The organism is Streptomyces sp. MNU89 (assembly GCF_020982505.1).
Lineage (GTDB): Bacteria > Actinomycetota > Actinomycetes > Streptomycetales > Streptomycetaceae > Streptomyces > Streptomyces xinghaiensis.
This window is the reverse complement of the sequence record NZ_JAJKLL010000001.1, coordinates 1,520,074-1,541,377: the sequence shown is the minus strand read 5'-3', so window position 1 is coordinate 1,541,377 and position 21,304 is coordinate 1,520,074. Positions and strand designations below refer to the sequence as shown.

Here is a 21,304-nt window from a genome sequence, read left to right as displayed (position 1 = left end):
CGCCGTGAGGGGGCGGGTATCCGCTCGGCGCGGGTGCGCCGTGCCGTGCGCCACCGCGCACCCGGAGGCGCCCGGAGCCGCCCTTCGGCACCGGCCGTCACGGCGGGCGGAACGCACGGTGCACACGGCGCTGGGCAGAACGCGTTGGGAGGGCGGTGCGGGTTCGTCCCGGCCGAGCAGCGGCGACGGAACCGCGGAGCGAAGCGGAAGCGGAACCGCCGCAGTAGCGCATGGCGGCACAGGAACATCGCGAGCGGACCGGCAGCAGGGCAGATCAACGGCACATCAGGCACGGCACAGCAGGCACATCAGGCACAGCACAACAGGCCAACAGCCAATCCCGACAGCGCACCCGAGAAAACCCGCCGGAGGCGACAGTGGCGAACGGATCCGGACCCGAGGTGGTCACCTGCGGTGAGGCGATGCCGCTGATGCCGGCCGAGCCCGGCATCCCCCTCGACCGGGGGGTCGCCTTCCACCGCTCCGTCGCCGGCGCGGAGTCCAACGTGGCCACCGGCCCGGCCCGGCTCGGGCACCGTACTCGCCGGCTGGGCCGGGTCGGCGCCGATCCGGCGGGCGAGGCCGTGCTGCGGCAGCTGCGCGCCGACGGCGTCGACACCTCCCGGGTACAGGCGGACGAGACCGCTCCCACCGGCCTGCTGGACGGACTGCCGACGGCGGCCGCCCGCGACAGCGCGCCGGCCGACTTCGCCGGCTGCCCGGACTCCGTGCACCGGTGACCGCTCAGTGCCGGTCCGGGCGCCCCGTTGTTCCCACATCCAAGGGCACGACCGAGGAAGGGCAGGAGACCGCCGTGTACCGCTGGGAGATCACCCGCGCCGTGCTGGCGCAACGCCTCCTCGCCATCGTCCGGGCCGACAGCTACGACCGGGCGGCCGTCCAGGCGGAGACCCTGGTCTCCGCCGGCGTAGCCGGCTTGGAGATCTCGCTGACCACCCCTTTCGCCCTGGAAGCCGTCACCACCCTCACCCTCGAACTGGGGGACGACGCGGTGGTCGGCGCCGGTACCGTCCTGGACGGCGAGGCGGCCCGGGCCGCCGTCGACGCGGGCGCCCGGTTCCTCGTCTCCCCGAGCCTCGAACCGGAAGTGATCCGTACGGGACACCGCTACGGCGTCCCCGTCTTCCCCGGCGTCGCCACCCCCACCGAGATGGTGCGCGCCCTGGAGCTGGGCGCCGACGCCCTCAAACTCTTCCCGGCTTCCGGCCACTCGCCGCGCTGGCTGGCGGACGTGCGGGCCGCGCTCCCGCAGGCGCCGCTGCTGCCCACCGGCGGCGTGACGGTGGAGAGCGCCCCGGAGTGGATCGCCGCGGGAGCGGTGGCCTGCGGCATGGGTTCCGCGCTCACCGAGGGCGACCGGGTGACCGTCTTCGAACGCGTCCACGACCTGCTGCGGCGCCTGGCCGAGGCGGCCCCGCCGGGAACCTGATAGACCGGGGCGGCAACCCTCCCGGAGCCGGAGCCGGAGCCGGAGCCGGAGCCGGAGCCGGAGCCGGAGCCGGAGCACCGGGTGCCCGGAGCGTCGGACGAGGCGCGTCGGCCACCAACTCCCGCCCCGCGCACGGCTGTCCGGCGCTCCTGCCGCCCCGCCCTGCTGCCCCGCCACCCGCCGGACGTACCGCACCCGCCGTACGGGCCGTACTGCCCGTGAAGGACCGGTGGGGGCAACCTCCCCCATAGGGCCGACGCCCGGCCGCCGGTACGGCTCGTAACCTTTCCGTAGTCCGGTCCATGGCGCGTCCGTGTCCGAACAGCGACGTGGTCACGGAAGGCGCCGCGGGCTGGGGAAGGGGAAAGCGCACGAACGCGGTCACGCGCACGAAGCCGGGCCCGGATCCGGGCCCGGACACCACGGCCAGAGGAGCGGCAGATGGCGGAGCAGACCGAGGCGCGGTTAGCGGAACCGGCGCGAGGACGGACATCCGGGCAGCCGGAGCCGCCCTCTGCGCAGACGGATGTGCAGGCAGGCCCGCGAGCGGAAGTGGCGGACCGCCCCGTGCCGACCGCCCCCGGATCACCGGACGCGCAGGACGCGCCGAGCCCACCGGATGCGCCGAGCCCTCCGGACGCGCCGGACATCCCCGGCACGCCGGACCCCCCGATCATCGATCTCACCGCCTACGGCGACCGCTTCACCGCCGACCCCTACTCCGTCTACGCGGAACTGCGCGACCGGGGCCCGGCCCACAGGGTGCGCATCGACGAACAGAATGTGGTCTGGCTGATCGTCGGCCATGAGGAGGGCCGTGCCGCGCTGGCCGACTCCCGGCTCAGCAAGGACTGGCGCGCGGCACCGGACCTGAGGTTCAGGGCCGCCCCGGTCAACGCCAACATGCTGGACTCCGACCCGCCGGACCACACGCGGCTGCGCCGGCTGGTGGCCCGGGAGTTCACCTCGCGGCGGGTGGAGTCCCTGCGCCCGCGGGTGGAGGAGATCACCGGTGAGCTGCTCGACGCGATGGCGGCCGTGCCCGACGGGCGGGCGGATCTCGTCGAGGCGCTGGCGTTTCCGCTGCCGATGTCGGTGATCTGCGAACTGCTCGGGGTGCCGTCGCTCGACCGCGCCTCGTTCCGTGCCTGGAGCAATGAAGTCGTGGCCCCCACCAGCCCCGAGGCCGGGGACGCCGCGATGCACGCGGTGGGGGAGTACCTCACGGGGCTGATCGAGGAGAAGCGGCGCCACCCCGGGGACGACCTCCTCAGCGGCCTGATCCGCACCACGGACGAGGACGGGGACCGGCTGGCACCGGACGAACTCGTCGGCATGGCCTTCCTGTTGCTCGTCGCCGGTCATGAGACGACCGTCAACCTGATCACGAACGGCGTGCACGCGCTGCTCCGCCACCCCGACAGCCTCGCCGAGCTGCGGGCGGATCTCTCGCTGACCGAGCGGGCGGTGGAGGAGACGCTCCGCTGGGACGGGCCGGTGGAGAACTCCACCTTCCGCTACTCCCGCGAGCCGCTCGAGGTGGGCGGGGTGACCATTCCGGCCCGCCAGGCCGTCGTCATCTCCCTCGCCTCGGCGGACCGCGACCCGGCACGCTTCCCGGGCGCGGACCGGTTCGACCTGCACCGCCGGCCGGGAGGGCACCTCGCGTTCGGGCACGGCATCCACTTCTGCCTGGGCGCGCCGCTGGCCCGGATGGAGGGGCAGATCGCGATCCGCCGGCTCCTCGAACGCTTTCCGGACCTGGCACTCGACCTCGACCCGGACCGGCCCGCCGGGGACCTCCCCTGGATCCCGGGACTGCTGATACGCGGCCTGCGCCGGTTGCCCGTGCGGCTCCGCTGAGGCGGCCCCGCCGGCAGGCGGGCATGCGCCGCGGGGCGAAACCGCATGGTCGGGACAATCCGGCAGATCCGCTGTCCCCGGCCCGTCCCCGACGACTACCCTCCCCTCGTGGCGAAGCGTGACACAGGGCGGGCCGGGGACCGGGCCGGGGCGCTCCGGGGACCGGGCGGGGGCCGGGCCGAGCGGCGTCCTCCCTCCGGCTCGGTGTCGACCGCGGCAGCCCCGTACCGCTCTACTTCCAGCTCGCCCAGCAGCTGGAGGCGGCGATCGAACAGGGCGGTCTCGCGCCGGGCAGCCTCCTCGGCAACGAGATCGAACTGGCCGGGCGGCTGGGTCTGTCCCGCCCCACCGTCCGGCAGGCGATCCAGTCGCTGGTGGACAAGGGGCTGCTGGTGCGCCGCCGCGGGGTCGGCACCCAGGTGGTGCACAGCAAGGTCAAGCGCCCGCTGGAACTGAGCAGCCTCTACGACGACCTGGAGGCGGCCGGCCAGCGCCCCGCCACCCGGGTGCTGCGCAACACCGTCGAACCGGCCGGTGCCGCGGTCGCCGCGGCGCTCGGGGTTCCCGAGGGGGCGGAGGTGTGCCTCGTGGAACGGCTGCGGCTGGCCCACGGCGAACCCGTGGCCCGGCTCCGCAACCATCTGCCGCCGGGCCTGCTGGAGCTGGGCACCGGCCGGCTGGAGGCCACCGGTCTCTACCGGCTGCTGCGGGAGGCGGGGATCACCCTGCACAGCGCCCGCCAGTGCGTGGGCGCCCGCGCCGCCACCGCCGACGAGGGGGCGGAGCTGACCGAGCCGGCCGGCGCCCCGCTGCTGACGATGGAGCGGACCACCTACGACGACACCGGGCGCGCCGTCGAGTTCGGCTCCCACGTCTACCGGGCCTCCCGCTACTCCTTCGAGTTCCAGCTGCTCGTACGGCCCTGAGCCGCGCCGCAGCCATGTAAGGACAACGTGCGGACCACGTCTTGACGTGTGCCCGGGCCGCCACTACAGCTCACCCAGCCCATCGGGCAACCCGCCCGGGAACACGGGCCGTTGGGCTGTGGCCGAACCGTGTCCCCGGCTTCCGGCTGCGCTCGCCGAACCCGGGGAAGGACCTGCGGGGAACAGCGCGACCAGCGGTGACGGATACTTGACCGGCCTGCCGGACGGGGACGACCGTGCCGGGGACGGACCGGACCGGCCGGGCCCCGGGCGGGACCGGGACCGGACCACCCCGGCGGGCACCGCACCGGCGGCCGCGTACCGCCGGAAACGGACAGCGAGAAAGGTATGACACCGTGGCAAGGGCTCACAGAGGCGTACGGATAGCGGGTGCGGTGCTGGCGGCCGCGCTCGGCATGACCCTGGCGGGGTGCAGCAGCACGGGCGGCAAGCAGGCGGAGGAGGGTTCCGGGGACAAGTCCGGAGGACGGTCCGCGGCGGGCACCCCGGAGTGGACCTTCGCCATGGTGACCCACTCCGGCGACGGCGACACCTTCTGGGACATCGTGAAGACCGGCGCCGAGAAGGCCGCGGCCAAGGACAACATCAAGTTCCTCTACGCGCGTCATGACGAGGGCCAGCAGCAGGCCGAACTCGTCCAGTCCATGATCGACCAGAAGGTCGACGGGCTGATCGTCACGCTGGCGAAGCCGCAGGCGATGAAGGACGTGGTCGGCAAGGCCGTGAAGGCCGGGATCCCCGTGATCACCGTGAACTCCGGCTCCGCCGACTCCAAGAAGTTCGGCGCCATCACCCACATCGGCCAGGACGAGACCATCGCGGGCGAGGCCGTCGGCGAGGAGCTCAACAAGCGCGGCCGGAAGAAGGCCATCTGCGTCCTGCACGAGCAGGGCAACGTCGGCCACGAGGAGCGCTGCGACGGCGCCCGCTCCACCTTCGACGGCAAGGTGGAGAACCTCTACGTCGAGGGCACCAACATGCCCGAGGTGCAGTCCGCCATCGAGGCCGAACTCCAGTCCGACCAGTCCGTGGACACGGTCCTCACCCTCGGCGCGCCCTTCGCCGCCACGGCCGTGAAGGCCAAGGAGAGCGCGGGCAGCAAGGCGGAGATCAACACCTTCGACCTCAACCCGGCCGTCCTGAAGGGCCTGGAGAAGAAGGAACTCGGCTTCGCCGTGGACCAGCAGCCCTACCTCCAGGGCTACCAGGCCGTGGACCTGCTCTGGCTGTACCGGTACAACGCCGACGTCCTCGGCGGCGGCCGGCCCGTGCTCACCGGCCCGCAGATCATCCACCGGGAGGACGCCGGCAAGCTCAAGTCCTACATCGAACGGAAGACGCGGTGAGCGCGCCGGCCACGACCGCGCCCCCCGCGCCCCCGCCCCCGGCGAAGGCGGACGAGCGCCTGGTGAGCCGGTCCCTGCCGCGCAAGCTGCTCGGCCGCCCGGAGCTCGGCGCCGTGGTCGGCGCGGTCGCGGTCTTCGTGTTCTTCGCGTTCGCGGCCGAGAGTTTCCTGCGGCCCGCCGGCCTCGGCACGGTGCTCTACGCCTCGTCGACCATCGGCATCATGGCCGTACCGGTGGCGCTGCTCATGATCGGCGGCGAGTTCGACCTGTCGACCGGCGTCATGGTGACGTCCTCCGCGCTGGTCTCCTCGATGTTCAGCTACCAGATGTCGGCGAACGTCTGGGTCGGCGTCGGGGTGTCCCTCGTGGTCACCCTGGCCATCGGCGTCTTCAACGGGCTCATGCTGGTGCGGACGAAACTGCCGAGCTTCATCATCACCCTCGGCACCTTCCTGATGCTGACCGGACTGAACCTCGGCTTCACCAAGCTGATCAGCGGCGGCGTCTCCACCGACGCCATCGGCGACATGGAGGGCTTCGAGTCGGCCCGTGCCGTCTTCGCCTCGCACCTCCAGCTGGGCGGCGTGCGGCTGGAGGCCACCGTCCTGTGGTGGCTCGGCCTGGTGGCGCTCGCCACCTGGATCCTGCTGCGCACCCGCGCCGGCAACTGGATCTTCGCGGCGGGCGGCGGCGCGGACGCGGCCCGCGCGGTCGGCGTCCCCGTCAACAGGACCAAGATCGGCCTGTACACCGGGGTCGCCTTCGCCGCCTGGATCTCCGGCCAGCACCTGCTGTTCCGCTACGACGCGGTGCAGTCCGGCGAGGGCGTCGGCAACGAGTTCCTCTACATCATCGCGGCCGTCATCGGCGGCTGCCTGATGACCGGCGGCTACGGCTCGGCGATCGGTTCGGCGATCGGCGCGCTCATCTTCGGCATGACCAGCCGGGGCATCGTGTACGCGCAGTGGGAGGCCGACTGGTTCAAGTTCTTCCTCGGGGCGATGCTGCTGCTGGCCACGCTCCTCAACGCATGGGTCCGCAAACGGGCGGAGGCGACCAAGTGACCGACAAGACCGAAGCCGCCCGGGAAGCGGGCGACGCACCGGAGGCGGGCGAGGCACCGGAGGCGGCGCGGGCCGAGTCCGCCGGGGAGCAGTCCGCCGCAGAGCCGGCGGGAGAGCCCGCCGGTGGCGCGGCCGCGGCTGCCGCCGCTCCCCTCGTCGCCCTCCGCGGCGTGAGCAAGTTCTACGGCAACATCAAGGCGCTCCAGGACGTCAGCCTGGACGTCCACGCGGGCGGGATCACCTGTGTCCTGGGCGACAACGGAGCGGGCAAATCCACCCTGATCAAGATCATCTCAGGGCTCCACCGGCACGACCGCGGCACCTTCGCGGTCGACGGCGAGGAGCGCCGGCTGTCCTCCCCCCGCGAGGCCCTCGACCTGGGGATCGCCACGGTCTACCAGGACCTGGCCGTGGTCCCGCTGATGCCGGTGTGGCGGAACTTCTTCCTCGGCTCCGAACCGACCGTCGGCCGGGGCCCGTTCAAGCGGCTCGATGTCGCCACGATGCGCGCGACGACCCGCCGCGAGCTGCTGCGCATGGGCATCGACCTGCGCGACGTCGACCAGCCGATCGGGACCCTCTCCGGCGGTGAGCGGCAGTGCGTGGCCATCGCCCGCGCCATCCACTTCGGGGCCAAGGTCCTCGTCCTGGACGAGCCCACGGCGGCCCTCGGCGTCAAGCAGTCCGGGGTGGTGCTCAAGTATGTGGCGGCGGCCCGGGACGCCGGTCTCGGCGTCGTCCTGATCACCCACAACCCGCACCACGCCTACCTCGTCGGGGACCGGTTCGTCCTCCTCAAGCGGGGCGCGATGGCCGGCAGCCACAGCCGGGACGCGATCGGGCTGGACGAGCTCACCCGGCAGATGGCGGGCGGCTCGGAGCTGGAACAGCTCAGCCACGAACTGGAGCGCGGTCCGGCACCGGACCTGACGGCGCCGGAGGACCGTCGCACCGCCCCGGCGTGACGGCCGGGGCGCGGATCCCGGCGGCGGCCCGTGCCGGGGCCCGGCCCGTGCCCCGGAGCGGCGCCCGGCCCCGGTCCGTGCCCCGGAGCGGTGCCCGGCCCTGGCCCCGGCCCCGCGCCCGGGTCCGCCGCTGTGCGCCGTCCGCCCGGTCTGAGGCACAATCGTCCCTCGGGCGACCGACCATCGCCGACCGGCGGCCCCGGCGCCCTCCGTGCCGGACCGGCCGACCACCCCGACGACCTTGTGAGCCGATGAGCACCTACCGCGAGTTGACCCACCGGGGACCGGCCCGGGCCACCGTTCTGCGGACCGTGGGGACGCGCGAGCGGCGCTCGCACCTCACCGCCCCGCGCGTTCCCACCGTCGGCATCGACATCGGCGGCACCAAGGTCGCCGCCGGGGTCGTGGACGCGGACGGCAACATCCTGGAGAAGATCCGCACCGAGACACCGGACAAGTCCAAGAGTCCCAAGGTCGTCGAGAACACGATCGTCGAACTGGTCCTGGACCTCTCCGACCGGCACGACGTCCACGCCGTGGGCATCGGCGCGGCCGGCTGGGTCGACGCCGACCGCTCCCGGGTGCTCTTCGCCCCCCACCTGGCCTGGCGGAACGAGCCCATCCGGGACGCTCTGACCTCCCGGCTCGCTGTCCCCGTCATGATCGACAACGACGCCAACACCGCCGCCTGGGGCGAGTGGCGCTTCGGTGCCGGGCGCGGCACGGACCACCTCGTCATGATCACCCTCGGGACCGGGATCGGCGGCGCCATTCTGGAGGAGGGCCAGGTCAAACGGGGCGCGTACGGCGTCGCGGGGGAGTTCGGCCATATGCAGGTCGTGCCCGGCGGCCACCGCTGCCCGTGCGGCAACCGGGGCTGCTGGGAGCAGTACAGCTCGGGCAACGCCCTGGTCCGGGAGGCCCGCGAGCTGGCCGCCGCCGACTCCCCGGTGGCGTACAACATCATCGACCGGGTCGGCGGCAACATCGCCGACATCACCGGCCCTCTCATCACCGAGCTGGCCCGCGAGGGCGACGCCATGTGCGTCGAACTGCTCCAGGACATCGGCCAGTGGCTGGGCGTCGGCATCGCCAATCTGGCCGCGGCCCTCGATCCGGCCTGCTTCGTCGTCGGCGGCGGGGTCAGCGCGGCCGACGATCTGCTGATCGGACCCGCCCGCGACGCCTTCCGCCGCCAGCTCACCGGGCGCGGTTACCGCCCGGAGGCCACGATCAGCAAGGCGCAGCTCGGCAACGAGGCCGGTCTGGTCGGGGCCGCGGATCTGGCGCGGCTGGTGGCCCGCCGCTTCCGCCGCGCCAACCGGCGCCGGGTGGAGAGGCAGGAACGCTACGAGCGGTACGCGCAGGTGGTACGGGGAGGCCGGACATGACCACGGAGGAGATCGGCCCCCGCACCGGGGCGGACGCCGGCGAGGACGGCGCGGTGCCCGACGGCACGGTCCACAACGACACGGTCCACAACGGCACGGCTCACGGAGGCGGCTCCGAGCCGCCCGGCGGTGAGCGGAACGGGCCCGCCGACGGCGCCGGCTCCGGCGGACGGCAGGACGGGGGGCGCGACGGCAGCCCGGGCGCGGGCGGCACCCCCGGCGCGGGCGGCGGCCCGCCCGGTGACGGCCAGGGTCCCCGGCGGCACTCGTCGTGGAAGCATCCCAGCAACCGCCGCCGCTGGTTCATCCTCTTCGTCGTCATCCTGCTCATCGGCGTCCCGGCCGGCTACATCGTGATCTCGGCGGGCCAGAGCCGGGACAGCGGCCGCGACAAGCAGGCCCGGGCGTCCGCGCAGGGCCTGACGGCGGAGTGGCCGCCCCGGGTGACCCGTCGCATCTACGAGGTGCCGATCACCGGCTACTCCGACGACGTCGCCTTCTACGAGTCCAACAGCTGGAACACCAGCAAGCTGTATGTGCAGTTCACCACGTCCGAGAACGGGCTGAACCTCTTCCTGGACCGGATCGGCACCGGCCCCGGCGAGCTGGACAAGGGCAGGGTCACCATCACCGCCGAGGAGGCCGCCGAGGTCGGCTGGCACCTCGGCGCCGGACAGCCGTCGGCCTCGTCCCGCGCCCTGAGCACCGTACCCACCGACAAGGAGGACTGGTCCGGCCTGGTGAAGAACCTGCCGGGCCCGCGCCCGCGGCTGAAGGTGACGGTCGACCGCAGCAATCCGGCGCACCCGATGGTGTACGTCGTCTCCACCGTGACGTTGTGACGCGGGCGGTCACCGGGGCCCGGGGCGGCGAGTACGCGGCCCGGGCCCGGCGGGCGTGGGGTTCCGTACGGCGGGTAACGTGGTCGAGTGAGTGAGAAGCAAGCCCTTCAGCACCGGTCCGACGGTCCCCAGGACGCACCCGCACTCGTCCTCGGTCCGGCCCTGGGCACCACCTGGCACATGTGGGACCGGCAGACACCGGAGCTGAGCGAGCACTGGCGCGTCATCCGGTTCGATCTGCCCGGACACGGCGGCGCCCCCGCACACCCCGCCGGCTCCGTCTCCGATCTCGCCGACCGCCTCCTGGCCGCCCTCGACACCCTGGGCATCGACCGCTTCGCCTACGCGGGCTGCTCGCTCGGCGGCGCCGTCGGTGCCGAGCTGGCGCTCCGCCACCCGCACCGTGTCGCCTCGCTCGCCCTGGTCTCCGCGGCCGCCCGGTTCGGCACGGCCGACGAGCACCGGCAGCGCGGCGTCATCGTCCGCACCAACGGGCTGGACCCGATCGCCCGCTCCGCGCCGGAGCGCTGGTTCACCCCGGCCTTCGCGGCCGCGCAGCCCGCGATCGTCGAGTGGTCGGTGCAGATGGTCCGCACCACCGACCCCGGCTGCTACATCGCCGCCTGCGAGGCGCTCGCCACCTTCGACGTGCGCAGGGAACTCGGCCGGATCGGTGTGCCGACGCTGGTGCTCGCCGGGTCCGAGGACCGGGTGACCTCGCCCGCCGACGCCCGCGTCCTGGTCGCCGGGATCCCCGACTCCCGGCTCGCGCTGGTGCCCGGCACCTCCCACCTGGTGCCCGTGGAACAGCCGTCCGCCGTCACCGACCTGCTCGTACGGCACTTCGCCGGCTCCTGGCCGGGCGCCGCCGTCCGCGCCGGTGCCGTGCCCCCCGCCGCGTCCGCCGGCCGGCGCGCCATCGCCACCCCGCCGCCCGGTGCCCGTACCGGTCCCATCGGGGAGATCGCCCCGGCGGAGATCCCCGCGGAGACGGTCGCCGGCCGTCCCGATCCGTACGAGCCGGGGATGAAGGTGCGCCGCGAGGTGCTGGGCGACGCCCACGTGGACCGGGCGATCGAGACCACCGACGACTTCACGGCCGACTTCCAGGAGTTCATCACCCGCTACGCCTGGGGCGAGGTGTGGACCCGCCCCGGCATCGACCGGCGCACCCGCAGCGTCATCACGCTCACCGCACTCGTCGCCGGCGGCCACCTCGACGAGCTGGCCTTCCACACCCGCGCCGCGCTCCGCAACGGGCTGACTCCCGCGGAGATCAAGGAAGTTCTGCTGCAGACGGCGGTCTACTGCGGGGTGCCGGCGGCCAACTCCGCGTTCAAGGTGGCGCGCGAGGTGATCCTGCAGGAGACCACCCCGCCGGTGTAGCAGGATGGCCGGCGGCAAGGCGCACGGCGGCAAGGCGGAGCCGGCGGGACGGCACCGGGCCGCCCCCGCCGGGCGCCCGGCCGCACCGCGCGGACGGACGGACAGACGGACAGGAGGAGCGACCAGTGCAGCTCACCAAGAAGGGCCACGCCTGCATCCGGCTGGAGAAGGAGGGCCGGACGCTCGTCATCGACCCGGGAGGCTTCAGCGAGCCCGACGCGGCGGTCGGCGCGGAAGCGGTGCTCGTCACCCACGAGCACCCCGACCACTTCGCCGAGGACCGGCTGCGGGCCGCCCTGGAGGCCGACCCCGAGACACGGATCTGGACCCTGGACAGCGTGGCCCGGCAGCTCACCGCGGCGTTCCCCGGCCGGGTGCACACCGTCGGCCACGGGGACACCTTCACCGCGGCCGGGTTCGAGGTCGAGGTGCACGGTGAGCTGCACGCCGTGATCCACCCGGACATCCCGCGGGTCACCAACGTCGGCTATCTGGTGGACGGTTCGGTGTTCCACCCGGGGGACGCGCTGACCGTGCCGGGCCGCCCGGTGGACACGCTGATGCTGCCGGTGCACGCGCCGTGGAACAAGGTGGCCGAGATCATCGACTACGTCCGCGAGGTGCGGCCGCGGCAGGCGATCGACATCCACGACGGCCTCCTGTCCGAACAGGCCCGGCCGATCTACGACCGGATGCTCGGCCCGGGCGGCCCCGGTGTCGCGGGGGCGGAGCACGGCCGGCTGGAGCCCGGGGGCAGCCTCCGGCTCTGAGCGGCGGGCCGCTGCCCGGGCCCGCCGGCCGGACGTGCCGCCCGGGACCGGCCCCGGCCGTGTTCCCGGCCGTGTTCCCGGTCCCGTTCCCGGACCGGCCGAGGGCGGCCGGTCCCGGCTGTCGGTGGCGCCGGGTAGATTCGGTCCCATGCGCATCGCGACCTGGAACGTCAATTCGATCACTGCCCGGCTGCCCCGGCTGCTGGCCTGGCTGGAGAGCAGCGGTACCGACGCGCTGTGCGTCCAGGAGACCAAGTGCACCGACGAGCAGTTCCCCCGCGAGGAGCTGCGGGAGCTGGGCTACGAGTCCGCGGTCAACGCCGACGGCCGGTGGAACGGGGTGGCCCTGATCTCCCGGGTCGGTCTGGAGGACGTCACCTCCGGCCTGCCCGGCGACCCCGGCTACGACGGCAGGACGGAGCCCCGCGCCATAGCGGCCACCTGCGGCCCGGTGCGGCTCTGGTCGGTCTATGTCCCCAACGGCCGCGAGGTGGGCCACGACCACTACACCTACAAGCTGCGCTGGCTGGAGGCGCTGCGCTCGGCCGTCGTGGAGGACGCCGCGGGGGAGCGCCCGTTCGCGGTCCTCGGTGACTACAACGTCGCGCCGACCGATGAGGACGTGTACGACCGCTCGCTCTTCGAGGGCTCCACGCACGTCACCGAGCCGGAGCGGGCGGCGCTGGCCGCCCTGCGCGACACGGGCCTGTCCGACATCGTGCCCCGCCCGCTCAAGTACGAGCACCCGTACACCTACTGGGACTACCGCCAGCTCTGCTTCCCCAAGAACCGCGGTATGCGGATCGACCTGGTCTACGGCAACGCGGCCCTGGCCGGCGCGGCGAAGGACGCATACGTGGACCGCGAGGAGCGCAAGGGCAAGGGCGCCTCGGACCACGCCCCGGTGGTCGTCGACCTCGACATCTGACGCCTCGGTCCGGCCGGGCGGCCGGTTGCCTCGGGCCCCCGGCCGTCCGCCGCCCCCGCGCGATCCGGGAGCGGCCCGCCCGGCTCACCGCCCGCGCTCCACCAGCTCCCGCAGGTCGACCGAGTCGGCCAGCGCCCGGAGCCCTTCGTGGCCGGGGTGGAGCCCGTCGCCGCTGTCGTAGGCGGGCAGCATCCGGGTGGGCCGCCCGGGGTCGCGGAGCACCTCGTCGAAGTCGAGCAGCGCGTCGAACGGTCCGCCGTTCTCCCGCGTCCCCCGCTCGCGCAGATACGTGTTGACGGCCGTACGCCGGGCCTCGACCTCGGATGTGCAGTCCGGGTAGCCCTCGCAGGGCGTCAGGGTCGCCGCGACGGCGCGCAGCCCGCGGGACCGCACCCGCTCCCCGATGGCGCGCAGCCCGTCGATGACCTGTTCGGGCGGGGTGTCCCAGCGCACGTCGTTGATGCCCTCGAAGACGACGACCGTGCGGGCGGACGTCTGCGCGAGGGCGTCCCGCTCCAGCCGGTGCTGGGCGCTGACCCCGGCGGTGTCCCGGTCGACGCCCTCTCCCGGGTAGCGGTCGGTCACGACGCGGTTGGCGGAGATGCCCTGGTTCAGCACCCCGTGGCGGGGCACGTCGTCCTGCTCCAGGAAGCGCCGGGCCAGTACGTCCGGCCAGCGCCGGTTGCCGCCCTCCTCCGAGTGGTTGCCGTCGGTGATGGAGTCGCCCAGCACCACCACGGACCCGGGGCCGCCGCGCACGTCCACCCCGGTCAGGAAGGGGTAGGTGGTGAGGGAACCGGTGAACGCCGCTCCGCTCGTGTCGCCGCTGCGGTCGCCGCTGTCCTGTTCGCTGAGGTAGGAGCGCTGGATGGCCTTGGTGTGCACGGGAACGGCGGTCACCGTCTCCGGCAGATGAAAGCTGACCAGCAGGTTCGTGTCGGCCGGGACGGGGAAGCGGAGCGGGTCGCTCCATGCCTGCGCACCGGCCGGGATCTCGGTGCCGGACCGGCCGCCGAAGGTCAGCCGCGCCGGCTCACCGCGGGGCTCCGCGCCCTCCCGCTGGACGGCTACCGTGGCGGCGCCGATGCGCACCGGGGTGTCCGCGAAGGTGTTGGAGAGCCGGATCCGGAGCCCCCGTCCGCCGGCGCTGGTGTGCACGACGAGCCGCAGCGTCCGGTCGGTCCACGGCCCGGCCTTGGCGTAGCCGCCGACGGCCCGGGACCAGCTGCCGGTCCAGCCGGTGTCCGTCTCGCGCACCGCGGCCGCGAACACGTGCAGATCGGTCTCCGGCCCGGGGTCGCGGGGCAGCGTCACCGAGGCGACGGCCCGGCCGCGCTCCGCGGCCACCGTCACCGCGTAGAGCCGGGCCTTCTCCGCGAGTTGTCCGCCCGGGGTGTTGACGTGCGGCAGGGTGACGGCCCTGGTGGCGGCCGGCCCGGAGCGCCAGTCGGGGGCCGTCAGGGTGTAGGTGCCGCGCGTGCCGTCGCGGTAGCGGATGGTGCCGCTGCCGCTCGCGGTGCCGCCGGTGCCGGCCACCAGGAAGGTGACCGCTCCGCCGCGCCCGCGCAGGGCCACGGACTGGCCGTCGGCCCGGACGTTGTCGGGCTCCCCGGGCGCGGAGCGCGGCCAGGTGAGCCGGGCCGCGTCGAGTGCGAGGGCGCGGCCCGGGGTCCAGCCGGCGGCCCGCAGGTCGCCGGCGGAGAGGGAGCGGCCCGCGCCGTCGAAGTCCGCGCCGTCCGGCCGGGCGTCGTCGCTGATCGCGGTGTTGTCGAAGAGCCGGTGGAGGGGAGCGGGCGGGGCGTGGCGGGCGCGCGTTCCGCGGGCCGCCAGGGCGGGGTGCCCGTGAGGACGAGGGAGAGGCTGGTGAGGAGCACCGTGCCCCAGCGTCCGGGAGGTGATGTCCGGCGTGCCGGTCCGAGCCGTACTTCCCGGCGTGCCCTGGACCTCGGCATCGGCGACCAACCCCATCAGTGGCGACAACGACGGCGACGGCGCTCGCCCGGCCGCGGGCGGGACATGGGCGGGCGGAACGCGCAGCAGCGATACGACACGTGCCGGATGAAGCCCCGGAGAGTCCAGGATGACATCGGTGCGAACAATCGGCCAGATGGGGACCGCGCGCCCTGTGGCATTCGGGTGGACGCGGGTGCCACGCTGGCGGTATGGAGATCCCTTTTCTGGGCACATGGCGCAGGCGGCGGGAGGCGGGCCACGGAGTGGGGTTACGGAGCCCGGCGGGAGAACTGTGGGGCGAGGAGGGTGAGGGGCCGGCCGAACTGCTCGCGGAATGCGAGCTGTTGCGCGCCCGGGCGGAGACGGCGGGTATCGAACTCGACGGCAGCCCGGCTTCGTTGGCGGCCCTGGATCAGCTCCTGCCGCGCTGGCGCGACGACCCGGAGGAGCTGGCCCGGCTGGGAAACGACGCGGGTCTCTATCTGGGCACGGTCGTGGTCCGCACGGTGCCCGGGGCCCGCTGGCATCTGTGGCCGGGCGTGGGGCCGGTGGTGCGGCTGCCGTCGGGGCGGGAGCTGGACGCGGTGGGCAGGGGGTCGACTGGGCGGTCACCGGGGCGCCCGAGCTGTCGCAGGTGTACGCGGAGGCGGCGGAGCTCTGACCGGTGCCGCGCAGGGACCCGCCCGGCCGGGTGAGGGCCCGGCCGGGCGGGGTTTCGGAGCGGCTTCCGCCGCTGTCGGGCTGCGCCGCCGTCCCGTCAGTCGCGCAGGGGGACGGAGACGTACGAGGGGTCGTCGGCGGGTGAGGAGAAGGTGAGGTCCGCCCAGCTCGGGTTGTGCTCGATGTAGAGCGGGTCGACGGAGTCGACGACCACGGCCAGCCGGTGGCCGGCGGGCACGTCGTACGCGGTGGAGTACAGCTCCAGGTCCACGGTGAACGGCTTGCCGGGGGTGCGGTCGTGGAAGGTGACGGGCGCGTGGGTGACCAGCTTGCCGATGCCCAGCGGGCCGACGGAGTAGAGGTAGGCGATGGCCGTGCCGCTGGACTTGTCGCTGGTCACGGTGGTGTGCAGCTTCACGGTGCCGCGCACGCGCTGTTCGGACGGGTAGCGTTCCGACTGCCAGACGGCGGCCAGGGAGCGCGGCAGCAGCGGGATCGACGCCATGGGCGGGATCCGGAAGAACTGGTCCAGGATGCTGGAGAGCATCAGGATGCCGCCGTTGGCCCCGGAGTCGATGTTGGTGTTGATGTGCTGGGTGCTGCCCAGCGGGATCCTCTCCGCCTTCGACGGGACGGACTTCCAGTCGGCGTAGCTCTCGTAGGCGCCGGATGAGCGGGACTTGAGCCGGACCGGCAGTTCGCGGTCGACGCCGTTGTCCTCGCCCTTGAGGTGGTGGTCGAGCCAGCGGTGGGCGCTGGTCCAGGTGTCGTTGGGCAGTCCGAGCAGGCCGGTCGCCTCGGCGGTGGCGTGGTCGCCGGGGCGGAACTCCAGGCGTTTGGGACCGGTCAGCTTCTCGAAGAAGCGGGCGTACTGGTTGGGCGGGAAGACCGAGTCGCCCCAGGCGTTGCCGAGCATGACGGCCGCGCCGTTCGCGTTGATCCGGTCGATGTAGGTGGCGGGGGAGCGCTTCCTCCCCCACGCGATCATGGACTCCTCCTGGGAGAGATCCGAGGTGAAGAATCCTTTCAGCACCGTCTCCAGCTCCTCGCTCGGGCGTCCCGTGAGGTAGCCGGCGCCGGTGAGCAGCCCGGCGGACTGGAGGTGCTGGGTCCGGCCGCTGTAGATGGAGTCGATCAGGTCGGCCCAGCCGCTCAGCGCGACGACGGCCTTGATGCGGTCGTCGAACCCGGCGGCGAGCAGCCCGATCCCCGCTCCGTAGGAGACGCCGGCCATGCCGACGGCGTCGGGATCGGCCGGGGTGTTGGCGAGGGCCCAGTCGATGACCTTGGCCGCGTCCCCGATGTCCTCGGGGCCGGCCACCTCGATCTCGCCGCCGGACTGCCAGAAGCCGCGGGAGTTGTAACTCACCACGACATAGCCGTCGTCGGCCAGTCGCTGGGCCTGGGCCAGGTACTCGATCTGGGGCATCGACCAGCTGGTGGGCAGGACGACGAGAGGGTAGCGGCCGGCGCCGCCACCGCCGGACGGTGTGACGACGTTCGCGGCGAGCTTCGTACCGCCGTGGCCGGCGATCTCGACGAACCTGACGGTGGGGGAGGAGGCGGTGGTGTCGGCCGTGATGGACGAGGCGGAGGTGGTGGACCCTGCCGCCTGCGCGGGTGCGGCGGGAGCGAGGGAGAGGGCGGTGCCGGCGAGCACGGCGGCCGAAGCCACGCCGGCGGTGGAGGCACGCAGGGGCTTACGACGAGGGTGTGCCATGGGGGTCAGCTCCTGACATCGGTGCCGGGTGGGTGAGGCCCGGCAGCGAACACGCGGAAGTGACTCGACGGTAACCTCTGTGATTACCGGGGGTAATAGACTGGAACGTTACGCGACGGTAACAATGTGTCCGCCCGAGTTGAGGGCAGCTCCCGGAGGCGTTCACTCGCCCGCGCGGGCAGCATGGGCGGCGCGGGCGGCGCGGGCCGCATCGCCGTCGTGGCGGGGGGTATCGGTTCCGGCCGCCGGCGCGCGAAGCGGCCGTCAACGGGCGGAGCGGTCTTCAGCGCCCGGAAGGCGGGGAACGCCCCGCCAGGGGTGCGCTCTTCGGCGCGCACGTGTGATCCGGCTCGAACAGGCAGTCGGCGTCCCCGCCTTCAGGGAGCGCCTCCGGTGTGCCGGGGTGTCAGCTGTTGTTCGCCGCCCGGCGGGAGGCGCGCGGTCCGGGGACCGGGGCCGGGGTGGTGGCCGCCTCCGTCACATCGGCCACCAGCTCGACCATGTCCGGGCCGTAGGCGGCCGAGTTGACGACCTTCAGCAGCAGGACGAACGTGCTGTCGCCGTACTTGCGGGCCAGTTTGGGGTGGTGCCGGGCCAGATAGCGCACCGCCGCCTGGTTGGCGATCGAGTGCTGGCCGCTGGCCAGGAACACCGGCCGCTTCTTCTCCTCGGCGGTGAGCCGCGCGACGATGACGTACTCCACCCGGCCCGGCTCCCAGCGGTACCGCTCGGTGCCGATCTTGAAGGAGCCCCGGTCCGGCCCCGGCTCCGGGTCGGTGTTCACCGAAATCCCCGGCAGCATCGAGTAGAGATGGGCGGCCATCCGCTGGTTCGACACCGGGCCGCCGATGCAGAACTCCGTGCGGTCGCCGAAGCCCTGCTGCGCCGTGTCGTGGGCGACGATCTGGGCGTGCGCCTCGCAGTCCTTGATGAGCGCGGAGAGCTCCAGCAGCGCGAACACGTCGCGCCGGGCGACGGTCCAGTCGCTCGCCCCCGCCGACCGGTTGACCACGAGCAGGCACTCGGAGTTGGTCGGCAGCCCGAAGAACCGCTGCTTGCGGCGGAGCGTGCGGCGCCAGAGATAGGTGCGGGCGAACCAGCCGATGGAGGCGCTGAGGCCGGTACCGATCACGCCGAGGACGAGGTTGCGCACGTCGTCGTTCATGGCCGGGGATCGTAGCGCCGGGGCGCATCCCTGTTCGAGCCCGGAGGGCGATACGTCGTGAAGGCAGCCCTTCCGTCGCGGCGGTGCGGCGGGCGCGTGGCACTGCTGACGGGCACCGGGCAGCGCGGTTAGGCTGCCGCGAACGACCGCTGCCGGAGGCGTGGTTGGGCTGTGCGGTCGGTCCGGTGGTGCGCGGCCCACGCGCCGTGTGCACCGGGTTCCCTGTCCGTGTCCGTGGCGCCCGGCCTCCCCGTTCCCTCTCCCGTACTCCCGCGCCCCGTACTCCCGTGTCGTACCCGCGCCCGTGCCGATGGAGGTTCCCCATGACCCGTCCCGCCGCCGTACGGAGTCTGTCGCTGCTCGCCGCCATGGCAGCCCTCCTGTCCACGGCGGCGGCCGCGCCACCGACGGGGACGGGCGCGGCGGACGGCACCCGGGCCGGCGGGCCCCACGCCACGGCCCCGGCCGCCTCCCCGCCCGCCAAGTCCCCGTCGCCACCGGTTACGGCGGGGCGGTCGCCAGCGTCGACCCGGACGCCTCGGCGGCCGGCATCGAGATCCTGCGGCGCGGCGGCAACGCGGTGGACGCGGCCGTCGCGACCGCGGCCGCGCTCGGCGTCACCGAGCCCTACTCCGCCGGGATCGGCGGCGGGGGCTACTTCGTCCACTACGACGCGAAGCGGCGCACCGTGCAGACCGTCGACGGCCGCGAGACCGCCCCGCGCTCCGCCGACGAGACCCTCTTCCTGGACGATGACGGCGAACCGCTCCCCTTCGGCGAAGCCGTCACCAGCGGCCTCTCCGTCGGCACCCCCGGCACGGCCGCCACCTGGGACGCCGCACTCGGAGCCTGGGGCACCAAGTCCCTGCGCGACGTGCTGCGCCCCGCCCAGCGGATCGCCCGGCACGGCTTCACCGTCGACGAGACCTTCCGGCAGCAGACCGCTGCCAACGAGGAGCGCTTCCGGGACTTCCCCGCCTCCGCCGAGCTGTTCCTCCCCGGCGGTGAGCTGCCCGTCGTCGGCTCCACCCTCCGCAACCCCGATCTCGCCCGCACTTACGCCGAGTTGGCCCGCGGCGGCGGCCGGGCGCTGTACCGCGGGGAGCTGGCCCGCGACATCACGGACACCGTGCGCCGGCCCCCGGTCCGCCCCGGCGCCGGGCGCGATCCGCGGCCCGGCGACCTGACCACCGCCGACCTGCGCGAGTACCGGACGAAGCGCCAGGCGCCGTCCCGCACCGAGTACCGGGGGTTCGGCGTGTACGGCATGGCGCCGTCCTCCTCCGGCGGCACCACCGTCGGCGAGGCGCTCAACATCCTGGAGAACACGGACCTCGCGGCGGCGGACGAGCAGCGCTACCTGCACCGGCTGATCGAGGCGAGCCGGCTCGCCTTCGCCGACCGGGGCCGCTGGCTGGGCGACCCGGCGTTCGAGGACGTACCGACGCGGGAGCTGCTGTCGCAGCGCTTCGCCGACTCCCGGGAGTGCCTGATCCGGGACGACGCCGTGCTCAGCAGCCCGGTGGCGCCCGGTGACCCGCGCGACCCGGCCGCCTGCCGCACGGGCGGCGCCGCCGCGCCGACGACATACGAGGGCGAGAGCACCACGCATCTCACCACGGCCGACCGCTGGGGCAACGTCGTCGCCTACACCCTCACCATCGAGCAGACCGGCGGCAGCGGCATCACCGTCCCCGGACGCGGCTTCCTGCTCAACAACGAACTGACCGACTTCTCCTTCGCCCCCGCCGCCCCCGGCGTCCACGACCCGAACCTTCCCGGCCCCGGCAAGCGGCCGCGTTCCTCCATGTCCCCGACGATCGTGCTCGACGCCGACCGCCGGCCGGTCGTGGCCCTGGGATCACCGGGCGGTTCGACGATCATCACGACCGTGCTGCAGACGCTCACGAACCATCTGGACCGCGGGATGCCGCTCGCCGAGGCCATCGCCGCCCCGCGCGTCAGCCAGCGCAACACGACCACCACCCAGATGGAGCCCGGCCTGTGGGACGACCCGGTGCGGCAGCGGCTGGAGACCCTCGGCCACCGCTTCGCCCGCAACCCGGAGATCGGCGCGGTGACGGGCATCCGCCTGCTGCCGGACGGGCGCTGGCTGGCCGCGGCGGAGAAGGAACGGCGGGGCGGCGGCTCCGCGATGGTGGTCGACGAGCGGAAGCGGAGGGCTGCCGGGTAGCGGGTCGCTGGGCGAGTCGGCCGCGACGGTGAGTCGGCTGCGACGGTGACTGGGCCGGGACGGTGACTGGGCCACAGCCGGGCCGGCCCGCGATCCGTTCCCGTGCGCTCGTGGGACCTCGCGGAACCGCGTGCGGGTTACCGGCTCCGGGGTCGGGACTGGAAGTGAGAGAGAGCCAAGGGGCGGGGCAGGGGAGGCGGCGGGGCCTCCGGGCCGGGCCTGCCGTGCGGGGACGGCCCGTAGGGTGGGCCCATGGTCCCCGAAGAACTCGCCCGCGCCCCCTACGTCCGGCTCGTGACCCACCGGCGGGACGGCACCCCCGTCCCCACGCCCGTCTGGGCGGCCTCCGACGGGGAGCGGCTCTACATCTGGACGAAGACCGACAGCGGCAAGGTCAAGCGGATCCGGAACAGCGGCCGGGTGACCGTGACGCCGTGCGACGTGCGGGGCAACGTCGAGGAGGGTGCCCGGTCCGTCCCGGGCGAGGCGCGGCTGCTGGACCCGGCCGGGCTCGTTCTCGTCCGGCGGGAGATGACCCGCAAGTACGGCTGGCGCTTCCGGATCGTCGACACGGGCGGAGCCCTGGCGCGGCTGGGCAAGCGGCCGCACACGGGGATCGCCGTCACCTTCTGACAGGGCCTCGGACCGGGCCGCCCCTGG

The 21,304-nt window shown here is 73.8% G+C and carries 14 protein-coding genes and 4 pseudogenes; 15 read left to right on the top strand and 3 right to left on the bottom strand.

Annotated features, from left to right (window positions below):
• Positions 1–377: 377 nt before the first annotated feature.
• The 12 genes and pseudogenes from E4N63_RS06590 to E4N63_RS06535 form a co-directional block, all read left to right on the top strand.
• Positions 378–701 (top strand): annotated as a pseudogene (locus E4N63_RS06590) (PfkB family carbohydrate kinase); the annotation flags it as partial.
• A 113-nt stretch (positions 702–814) separates the two neighbouring features.
• Positions 815–1,450, top strand: coding sequence for a bifunctional 4-hydroxy-2-oxoglutarate aldolase/2-dehydro-3-deoxy-phosphogluconate aldolase (locus E4N63_RS06585; protein WP_125626598.1), 636 nt, complete (start codon positions 815–817; stop codon positions 1,448–1,450).
• 648 nt (positions 1,451–2,098) lie between these two features.
• Positions 2,099–3,313 carry a cytochrome P450 gene (locus tag E4N63_RS06580; RefSeq protein ID WP_230242386.1) on the top strand — a complete coding sequence of 405 codons (1,215 nt, stop codon included), beginning with the start codon at positions 2,099–2,101 and terminating at the stop codon, positions 3,311–3,313.
• Positions 3,314–3,507: 194 nt separating this feature from the next.
• A pseudogene (locus tag E4N63_RS06575) lies at positions 3,508–4,239 on the top strand (GntR family transcriptional regulator); the annotation flags it as partial.
• A gap of 356 nt (positions 4,240–4,595) precedes the next feature.
• Positions 4,596–5,606 (top strand): sugar ABC transporter substrate-binding protein, encoded by a 1,011-nt coding sequence (locus tag E4N63_RS06570; protein WP_230240190.1) that lies wholly within the window; start codon positions 4,596–4,598, stop codon positions 5,604–5,606.
• Positions 5,603–6,670, top strand: coding sequence for an ABC transporter permease (locus E4N63_RS06565; RefSeq protein WP_230240189.1), 1,068 nt, complete (start codon positions 5,603–5,605; stop codon positions 6,668–6,670). The genes E4N63_RS06570 and E4N63_RS06565 overlap by 4 nt, the downstream gene beginning before the upstream one ends.
• 170 nt (positions 6,671–6,840) lie before the next feature.
• Entirely contained in the window at positions 6,841–7,635 is a 795-nt protein-coding gene (locus E4N63_RS06560) for an ATP-binding cassette domain-containing protein (protein ID WP_230242384.1), read from the top strand.
• 251 nt (positions 7,636–7,886) lie between these two features.
• Entirely contained in the window at positions 7,887–9,026 is a 1,140-nt protein-coding gene (locus E4N63_RS06555) for an ROK family glucokinase (RefSeq protein ID WP_019710973.1), read from the top strand.
• Positions 9,023–9,868, top strand: a complete 846-nt coding sequence (locus E4N63_RS06550) for a hypothetical protein (RefSeq protein WP_230240188.1) — start codon at positions 9,023–9,025, stop codon at positions 9,866–9,868. The genes E4N63_RS06555 and E4N63_RS06550 overlap by 4 nt, the downstream gene beginning before the upstream one ends.
• 87 nt (positions 9,869–9,955) lie before the next feature.
• Positions 9,956–11,254: a 4-carboxymuconolactone decarboxylase gene (pcaC, locus tag E4N63_RS06545; protein WP_230240187.1), complete on the top strand. Its 1,299-nt coding sequence runs from the start codon at positions 9,956–9,958 to the stop codon at positions 11,252–11,254.
• 125 nt (positions 11,255–11,379) lie between these two features.
• Positions 11,380–12,024, top strand: coding sequence for an MBL fold metallo-hydrolase (locus E4N63_RS06540; protein ID WP_125624790.1), 645 nt, complete (start codon positions 11,380–11,382; stop codon positions 12,022–12,024).
• Positions 12,025–12,172: 148 nt separating this feature from the next.
• The gene (locus E4N63_RS06535) at positions 12,173–12,952 is read left to right on the top strand and encodes an exodeoxyribonuclease III (protein WP_125624791.1); all 780 of its coding nucleotides are present in this window, start codon (positions 12,173–12,175) and stop codon (positions 12,950–12,952) included.
• An 84-nt stretch (positions 12,953–13,036) separates the two neighbouring features.
• On the opposite strand, the gene E4N63_RS06530 is transcribed toward E4N63_RS06535, so the two are convergent.
• Positions 13,037–14,914 carry an SGNH/GDSL hydrolase family protein gene (locus tag E4N63_RS06530; RefSeq protein WP_374112698.1) on the bottom strand — a complete coding sequence of 626 codons (1,878 nt, stop codon included), beginning with the start codon at positions 14,912–14,914 and terminating at the stop codon, positions 13,037–13,039.
• A gap of 200 nt (positions 14,915–15,114) precedes the next feature.
• Here E4N63_RS06530 and E4N63_RS06525 point away from each other — a divergent pair.
• Positions 15,115–15,566, top strand: a pseudogene (locus E4N63_RS06525) (DUF6278 family protein).
• A 96-nt stretch (positions 15,567–15,662) separates the two neighbouring features.
• Here E4N63_RS06525 and E4N63_RS06520 read toward each other — a convergent pair.
• Together E4N63_RS06520 and E4N63_RS06515 are read right to left on the bottom strand one after the other, a co-directional pair.
• Positions 15,663–17,285 (bottom strand): CocE/NonD family hydrolase, encoded by a 1,623-nt coding sequence (locus tag E4N63_RS06520; protein ID WP_125624794.1) that lies wholly within the window; start codon positions 17,283–17,285, stop codon positions 15,663–15,665.
• A 406-nt stretch (positions 17,286–17,691) separates the two neighbouring features.
• Positions 17,692–18,450, bottom strand: a complete 759-nt coding sequence (locus E4N63_RS06515; RefSeq protein WP_019712147.1) for a hypothetical protein — start codon at positions 18,448–18,450, stop codon at positions 17,692–17,694.
• Positions 18,451–18,773: 323 nt separating this feature from the next.
• On the opposite strand from E4N63_RS06515, the pseudogene ggt reads away from it, so the two are divergent.
• Both ggt and E4N63_RS06505 read left to right on the top strand, forming a co-directional pair.
• Positions 18,774–20,644, top strand: a pseudogene (ggt, locus tag E4N63_RS06510) (gamma-glutamyltransferase).
• Positions 20,645–20,896: 252 nt separating this feature from the next.
• A complete protein-coding gene (locus E4N63_RS06505; RefSeq protein WP_043465114.1) occupies positions 20,897–21,277 on the top strand; it encodes a PPOX class F420-dependent oxidoreductase in 381 nt (126 codons plus the stop codon).
• Positions 21,278–21,304: the final 27 nt, after the last annotated feature.